General features: G+C 65.6%; 5 protein-coding genes. 3 read left to right on the plus strand and 2 right to left on the minus strand.

What is annotated here, in order from left to right:
- The 3 genes from trxA to O7A61_RS30080 form a co-directional block, all read left to right on the plus strand.
- The coding region (trxA, locus tag O7A61_RS30070; protein ID WP_337132842.1) for a thioredoxin at positions 1-877 on the plus strand (877 nt) is incomplete at its 5' end.
- Between the two features lie 107 nt (positions 878-984).
- Positions 985-1656, plus strand: a complete 672-nt coding sequence (locus O7A61_RS30075; RefSeq protein ID WP_337132843.1) for an LON peptidase substrate-binding domain-containing protein — start codon at positions 985-987, stop codon at positions 1654-1656.
- Between the two features lie 36 nt (positions 1657-1692).
- The gene (locus tag O7A61_RS30080; protein ID WP_337132844.1) at positions 1693-1944 is read left to right on the plus strand and encodes a Trm112 family protein; all 252 of its coding nucleotides are present in this window, start codon (positions 1693-1695) and stop codon (positions 1942-1944) included.
- A 79-nt stretch (positions 1945-2023) separates the two neighbouring features.
- On the opposite strand, the gene O7A61_RS30085 is transcribed toward O7A61_RS30080, so the two are convergent.
- Together O7A61_RS30085 and O7A61_RS30090 are read right to left on the minus strand one after the other, a co-directional pair.
- A complete protein-coding gene (locus O7A61_RS30085) occupies positions 2024-5371 on the minus strand; it encodes an error-prone DNA polymerase (protein ID WP_337132845.1) in 3348 nt (1115 codons plus the stop codon).
- A complete protein-coding gene (locus O7A61_RS30090) occupies positions 5368-7026 on the minus strand; it encodes a DUF6504 family protein (RefSeq protein ID WP_442921131.1) in 1659 nt (552 codons plus the stop codon). Before O7A61_RS30090 ends, O7A61_RS30085 begins: the two co-directional genes overlap by 4 nt.
- Between the last annotated feature and the right edge of the window lie 120 nt (positions 7027-7146).

Consider the following 7146-nt stretch of genomic DNA (forward strand, 5'->3'; position numbering starts at 1 on the left):
CGGCGGCGATGTCATCAAGGACACGACGACCGCCGCCTTCGCCGCCGACGTCATCCAGGAATCGCGCCGTCAGCCGGTGCTGGTCGATTTCTGGGCGCCATGGTGCGGACCTTGCAAGCAGCTCACCCCGCAGCTGGAAAAGGCGGTCAAGGCCGCCGGCGGCCGGGTCAAGCTGGTCAAGATGAACATAGACGACCATCCCTCGATCGCCGGCCAGCTCGGCATTCAGTCGATTCCGGCGGTCATTGCCTTCAAGGACGGCCAGCCGGTCGACGGCTTCATGGGCGCCATTCCCGAGAGCCAGATCAACGAATTCATCACCAAGGTCGGCGGCAAGGGCAATGGCGCGCCGCCGGTGGCCGAGGCCCTGGCCGCGGCAACCGAAGCCCGCGACGCCGGCGACATGCAGGCCGCCGCCGACATCTATGACGCCATCCTGGCGCAGGCTCCGGAGACGGTCGAGGCGATTGGTGGGCTGGGCGACCTTTTGTTCGAGACCGGCGACACAGAGGGTGCCGAGATGCTCCTGGCAACGGCGCCGGAAGCCAAGAAGGATGCACCGCCGCTGGCTGCCCTGCGCGCCAAGATCGCGCTGGCCGCGCAGGCGGCGGCGTTGGGCAATCCGGCCGAGCTCGAACGGCGCTTGGCCGAAAACCCCAAGGACCATCAGGCGCGTTTCGATCTGGCAATGATCCAGAACGCCAAGGGCGATCGCACGGCAGCCGCCGACAATCTGCTGGCCATCATCAAGGCCGACCGGAGCTGGAACGAGGATGGCGCCAGGACACAGCTGCTGCAGCTGTTCGAGGCCTGGGGCATGACCGACGAGGCGACGCTTGCCGCGCGCCGCAAATTGTCGGCATTGCTGTTTTCCTGAGCCGGTTATCGGTTGTTTTGTCGCACGGGCTTGTGGTGTCGGGCCTGAGCGCCAGATAGGACAGGGCAGGTTGACGCTTCGCAAAGGAAGCGATCGGGAGGAACGAGGTGCAAGCGGGAAACGCGCATTACCGGCTCGCCAAGGATTTGCCGTCGACGATCGCGCTTTTTCCGCTCGAGGGCGCGCTCCTGCTGCCAGGCGGCCGCATGCCGCTCAACATCTTCGAGCCGCGCTACCTGCAGATGGTGGACGAGGCGGTCGCCGGCTCGCGTGTCATCGGCATCATCCAGCCCGGCCTCAATGGCGCCTTGCGCGAGGATGGCGAGCCGGAACTTTGCAATGTCGGCTGCATCGGCCGCATCATCGCTTTTTCGGAGACCGGCGACGGCCGCTACCTGATTTCGCTGCAAGGCGTGTGCCGGTTCCGCATCACCCACGAGCTGACGGTCAAGACGCCGTTCCGCCAGTGCAAACCGGCGCCCTTCCTCGCCGATCTCGACGAGGAGCAGGCGGCTGATGAAATCGACCGGCCGGCGCTGCTGCGGGCCTTTCGCGCCTATCTGCAGGCCAATGATCTGGAAGCCGACTGGGAAAGCGTCAGCCGCGCCGAAAACGCCATGCTGGTCAACGCGCTGTCGATGATGGCGCCCTACGGACCAGCCGAGAAGCAGGCGTTGCTCGAGGCCGCGGACCTGAAAACCAGGGCCGAGACGCTGATTGCCATCACCGAGATGACGCTGGCGCGCGAGAATGAGGATTTTGGTTCGAGCCTGCAGTGAGGTGAACGCAGGCCTGAAAGCTGGAAAGGGGACGCAATGGCGGATGGGCGTGATGGAAAGAAAACCAAGGTCGACCCGAAGCTGCTGGAACTCCTGGCCTGCCCGCTGACCAAGGGGCCGCTGGCCTGGGATCCCGATCGTGGCGAGCTGGTCTCGCGGGTCGCCAAGCTCGCTTATCCCGTGCGCGACGGCATCCCGATCATGCTTCCCTCGGAAGCGCGGACCATCTCGGCCGAAGATGTGCTGTCGCCGCCGAAGCTGGGCGGGCCGGGCAGTTCAGCGTCATAAAGTGTGTGGCCGGACATTGAGGTTGGCGTTCTACGGCGCTGGCCCGCCAGCGTTTGATGATGAGGGGCCCGGCCCGCGCCTACTGAAAATTACGCCCCTTGGGCATGACCCTTTCCGCCTCTTCCGACAGCATAGCGAGGTCCTGTCCGACTTTCGGTGTTGCGGGTTGGCTGGAGCGATCCGGGTCGTTGGCGGTGCGGTCCGAAGGATCGGCATTTGACGGTGCGGCCGCACTGACCTTTTCCAAGAGCACGGTCAGCCAGGGCGTCAGGTCCTCGATCTTCTCGGCGACGATGTGGACGACACCTGATTCCGACTGAAGTTTTCCGCTGACCTTGACGAAGCGCGCGCCCATGACGATGGGCCGGAAGCGGGCAAAAGTTCTTTCCCAGAAGATGACATTGGCGACGGCCTTGTCGTCTTCCAGCGTGAGAAAGATCGCGTTGCCCTTGCCGGGGCGCTGGCGCACCAGCACCAGACCGGCAACGGAGACCCGCCTGCCGTCGCGCACGGACGGCAGGCTGGCATTGGGGGTGACGCCGGCGCGGTCGAGTCGTTCGCGCAGGAAGGCGACCGGATGCGCCTTCAGCGACAGGCCGAGCGAGCGGTAATCGTGGATGACATGCTCGCCGAGCGGCATTTTCGGCAGCTTCGTCCGCGGCTCCAGCTCGCGCAGGCCGAGCGCCGGCTGGTCGAACAGCGGCAGCTTCTCGGCGGCACTCTTGCCGTCGAGCGCGCGGACCTCCCAAAGTGCCGCGCGGCGGTCGAGGCCGATGGACCGAAAGGCGTCGGCCTGCGCCAGCTTCTCGATCTCGTCGACATTGAGGCCGGAGCGCAGCCAGACATCCCGGACGGTCGAGTAGCCGGCCCCGCGCCGCTCGACGAAAGCCTCCATGCGTTCCTTGGAAAGTCCCTTGACCTGCCTGAAGCCGAGCCGCAGTGCATGGCTTGTCTCGATGACACCGCGCATGTCGGCATGGCGCGGCAGGATACGGGCCGGGTCGAAAGGCGCCTTTTCCAAAGTGCAGTCCCAGACGGAGAAATTGACGTCGACCTCGCGGATGTCGACGCCATGGTCGCGGGCGTCGCGCACCAGCTGCGCCGGCTGATAGAAGCCCATCGGCTGCGAGTTCAGGATCGCGGCGCAGAACACGTCGGGATAGAAGGTCTTGAACCAGCAGGAGGCGTAGACGAGCAGCGCGAAGGAGGCGGCATGGCTTTCGGGAAAACCATATTCGCCAAAACCCTCGATCTGCTTGAAGCAGCGCTCGGCGAAGTCCTTCGTGTAGCCCTTGCCGACCATGCCGTCGATCATGCGCTGGCGGTAATTGCCGATGGTGCCGGTGCGCTTGAAGGTGGCCATGGCGCGGCGCAATTCGTCGGCCTCGCCCGGTTTGAAACCGCCGGCGACGATCGCGATATTCATCGCCTGTTCCTGAAACAGGGGCACGCCAAGCGTCTTGCCGAGGATCGCTTCCAGCTCCGGTTTTTGATACTCGGCCGCTTCCTTGCCTTGCCGGCGACGCAGATAAGGGTGGACCATGTCGCCCTGGATAGGGCCGGGGCGTACGATCGCCACCTCGATGACGAGGTCGTAGAATTCGCGCGGCTTGAGACGCGGCAGCATCGACATCTGCGCGCGCGATTCGATCTGGAAGACGCCGAGCGTATCGGCACGGCAGATCATGTCATAGACACGTTGGTTCTCCGCCGGGAGAGTGGCCAGCACATAGGGCCGGCCAAATTCGTCTCGTGCCTTCGGATAATGGTCCGTGAGCAGGGTGAAGGCGCGTTGCAGGCATGTCAGCATACCGAGCGCCAGCACATCCACTTTCAGGATCTTCACCGAGTCCAGATCGTCCTTGTCCCATTCGACCATCTTGCGCTCGTCCATCGCCGTCTTGACGATGGGCACGATCTCGTCGAGCCGGTCCCTGGTGATGACGAAGCCGCCGACATGCTGGGAGAGGTGACGGGGGAAGCCCATGATCTCGTTGGCGCGTTCCATCACATGCCGCGATAGGGGGTCGCTGCGGTCGAGGCCGCCGGCCCTCGCCTCCTTCTCGCCGAGTTCCGAGGTCGACCAGCCCCAGATCGAGCCGGAAAGCGATGCCCGGACATCCTCCGACAGGCCCATCGCCTTCGACACTTCGCGCAGCGCCGAACGGCCGCGATAGCTGATGACGGCGGCGGCAAGGGCGGTACGCTTGGAGCTGTATTTCTCGTAGATGTACTGAATGACGGTTTCGCGCTTTTCGTGCTCGAAATCGACGTCGATATCAGGCGGTTCGTTCCTTTCCTCGGAAATGAAGCGCTCGAAAAGCGAATTGATCTTTTCCGGCCCCACTTCGGTGATGCCGATGCAGAAACAGACGACCGAGTTGGCGGCCGACCCACGCCCTTGGCAGAGAATATCCTTGCTGCGCGCGAACTTGACGATGTCGTAGACGGTCAGGAAGTAACGGGCATAGTTGAGGCGCTCGATCAGAGCGAGCTCTTCCTCGATGCGCTTGGTCACGGATTCAGGCACACCTGCCGGGTAGCGGTTGACCGCTCCCTCCCTTGCCAACCTTTCCAGCTCCGCCTGCGGGCCGAGGCCCGATTCCGTCGGCTCGTCCGGATAATTGTACTGGAGGTCGCTGAGCGAGAAGGTCAGCTCTTCCCCGAAACGCAGCGTCTCCGCCAGCGCTTGCGGATGCCGGCGGAACAGGCGCGCCATTTCCAGCGGCGGCTTCAAATGGCGTTCGGCATTGGCGGTCAGTTCCAGCCCCACCTCGGCGACCGGAACATTGAGGCGGATCGCGGTCAGCACGTCCTGCAGCGGGCGGCGTTCGGCCGTGTGATAGAGCACATCGTTGGTCGCCATCAGCGGTATGCCGGCACTCTCGGCAAACGCCGCCGCCTGCTCGATCCTGAAGCGATCATGGCCGGCATAACAGGGTGAGACGCCGAGCCGCAGGGCCCTGCCGAAGCGGTCCTGGAGTTGGCGGAGCAAAACCAGGCTGTCCTGCGCGCCGGCCGCCAGATCGGGCAGGACCGCCAGCGACATCCGGTCGCCCCATTCGAGCAGGTCGTCGCGCCGGAGCAGGGTGGCGCCCTTTTCGGTCTCGTCGCGCAGATTGGCCTGGGTGAGCATGCGGCACAAATGCCCCCAGCCCTTGCGGTCCCTGGGATAGGCGAGAATGTCCGGCGTGCCGTCACCAAAAACCAGCCGGCAGCCGGGGTGATAGGCAAGCTTTTCGACCTTGGCCTGCTGCCAGGCGCGCACCACGCCGGCCACGCTGTTGCGGTCGGCGAGCCCGATCGCGGAGAAGCCCATGAGCTTGGCCGCGACCACCAGTTCCTCGGGTTTGGAGGCGCCGCGCAGGAAGGAGAAGTTCGACTGGATGCCGAACTCGGCATAGGGGATGACGGTCAGCGCGTTCATGCGAAGACCCCGTGCATGAACCAGCGCGGCGGAATCTGCGAGACGCCGCCGTACAGGCCTTGCCGGTAGAGCCAGTAGCGGCGGCCATCGGCATCCTCGATGCGGAAATAGTCGCGTGTCGATGCCGCCGGATCGCCTGGCGCCTCGCGCCACCATTCGGCGGCGATGCGCTCCGGACCTTCGGCACGGGTAACGCGGTAAAGCGCGCGGCGCCAACGAAAATGCAGCGGCGGTCCCTCCGGCATTTCGGTGGCCGGCACATCGATGGGCTCGGGCGCGCGGAACAGCCGGATCGGCCGTTCCGGCGGGAAGATGGTCATCGGCGCCTGCATCCTGTCCGGCTTCTTCGGCGGCGTGGTCCGGCGCGGCGCCTCACTGAAGGGGACGATGGCGACGGCGCGTTCGGGAAGATGGCTTTCCACGGGAACCGGCTGCAGAACCGCGCCCTCGCCGAGGCGGGCGCGGATACGGTCGGCGAACAGGGCGATGTCGGCGCCGTCATCCACCGCTTCACCGGTCAGATCGGTCTGCTGCGTGTCGAAAGCGGCGACGGCCAGCACCGAGAGGCGCACCAGATCGAAGCCATAGCCGGCGTCGATATGCTGCTCGAGCGCTGCCAGCCGCTCATGGAACAATTTCCGGATCAGCAAGGGTTCGCGCATCGGTCGCGAGGTGCCGAGCGCGATGCGGCTGACGGCGCCGTCGACGCGAAAGAGCAGCAGCGCCAGTGTCCGGGCGCCTTCGCCGCGGCGTTCGAGGTCGGTCTTCAAGGTCGTCGCCAGCATGCCCACCAGCCGCTCTATCTCCTCCGTCAGCGTGACGGGTTCGGCGAGATGGCGTTCGACCGAAAGCGGCGCGACGGGAAGGCGCGGCGAGATCGCTTCGTCGAGACGGCCAAGCGCCTGGTCGAGGCGCTGGAGCAGCAAAGCGCCGAAGCGGCGGGCGAGCGGCGCGCGCGGCGCGGCCATGACGGCGGCCGCCGTGCGCAACCCCACACTTTCCAGGCTGGTCCGGGTTTCCGGCGTTATGCGAAGAGCCGCCAGCGGCAAGGGGGCAAGCAAGGCTTCCTCCTCGCCCGATACAACGATGCGGTCGCCGCAAAAGCGCGCCGCCGCCCAGGCTGCCCCGGGCGTGCCGGCAAGCCCGGCGCGGACGTCGAACCCCTGGTGGAAGAAGCGCGCCAGGATTTCGTCCAGCATGGCGCGTTCACCGCCGAACAGATGGGTGCAGCCGGTGACGTCGAGGAACAGGCCATCGATGCTGTCCAGCGCCACCAGCGGCGTGTAGCGGTCGCACCAGTCGGCAAGGCCCTCGAGCAGGCGCCGGTCGGCCTCCGGATCGGCTTCGACGATGTCGATCGACGGATGCATGGCGCGCGCATCGGCAATCCCCATGTCGCGCTTCAGGTGCAGCGCCTCAGCCCGCTCGTCGAGGGCCGAGATGCGTTGCGCGTTGCCCTGGCGGTGGCTGATCACGAGCGGTGGGTGAGATGGCCGCGGATGATCCGACGGCCGGGAACGCCAGGATTTCCCCAGACGCTGCCGCAGGATCCTTTCGGTCGCGAGATAGGGAAACCACAGGGACAGGATTCTCTGCCCATTCGCTTCCTCCACCGCGTCTTTCCTCGCCCCTTCTTTCCTCGAATCTGCGTTCATCGGGGTTCCACTCCAGTGTGAATTGTCCAGGCAGGGCCGTGCGGCTCTTGCCGATGCTGATGGTGAAGGCGGGGTGGCCGATCGAGCCGGCGAGCGGCCCGGCGACCGTGGCGCGCGGCA

It is taken from the genome of Mesorhizobium sp. Cs1321R2N1 (assembly GCF_037179725.1).
GTDB lineage: Bacteria > Pseudomonadota > Alphaproteobacteria > Rhizobiales > Rhizobiaceae > Mesorhizobium > Mesorhizobium salmacidum.

What these genes read in the sequence shown, in the direction of transcription:
- O7A61_RS30080 (WP_337132844.1), top strand. Translation starts at nt 1,693, where the DNA reads ATGGCGGATGGGCGTGATGGAAAGAAAACCAAGGTCGACCCGAAGCTG.
- O7A61_RS30085 (WP_337132845.1), bottom strand. Translation starts at nt 5,371, where the DNA reads ATGAACGCGCTGACCGTCATCCCCTATGCCGAGTTCGGCATCCAGTCG.
- O7A61_RS30090 (WP_442921131.1), bottom strand. Translation starts at nt 7,026, where the DNA reads ATGAACGCAGATTCGAGGAAAGAAGGGGCGAGGAAAGACGCGGTGGAG.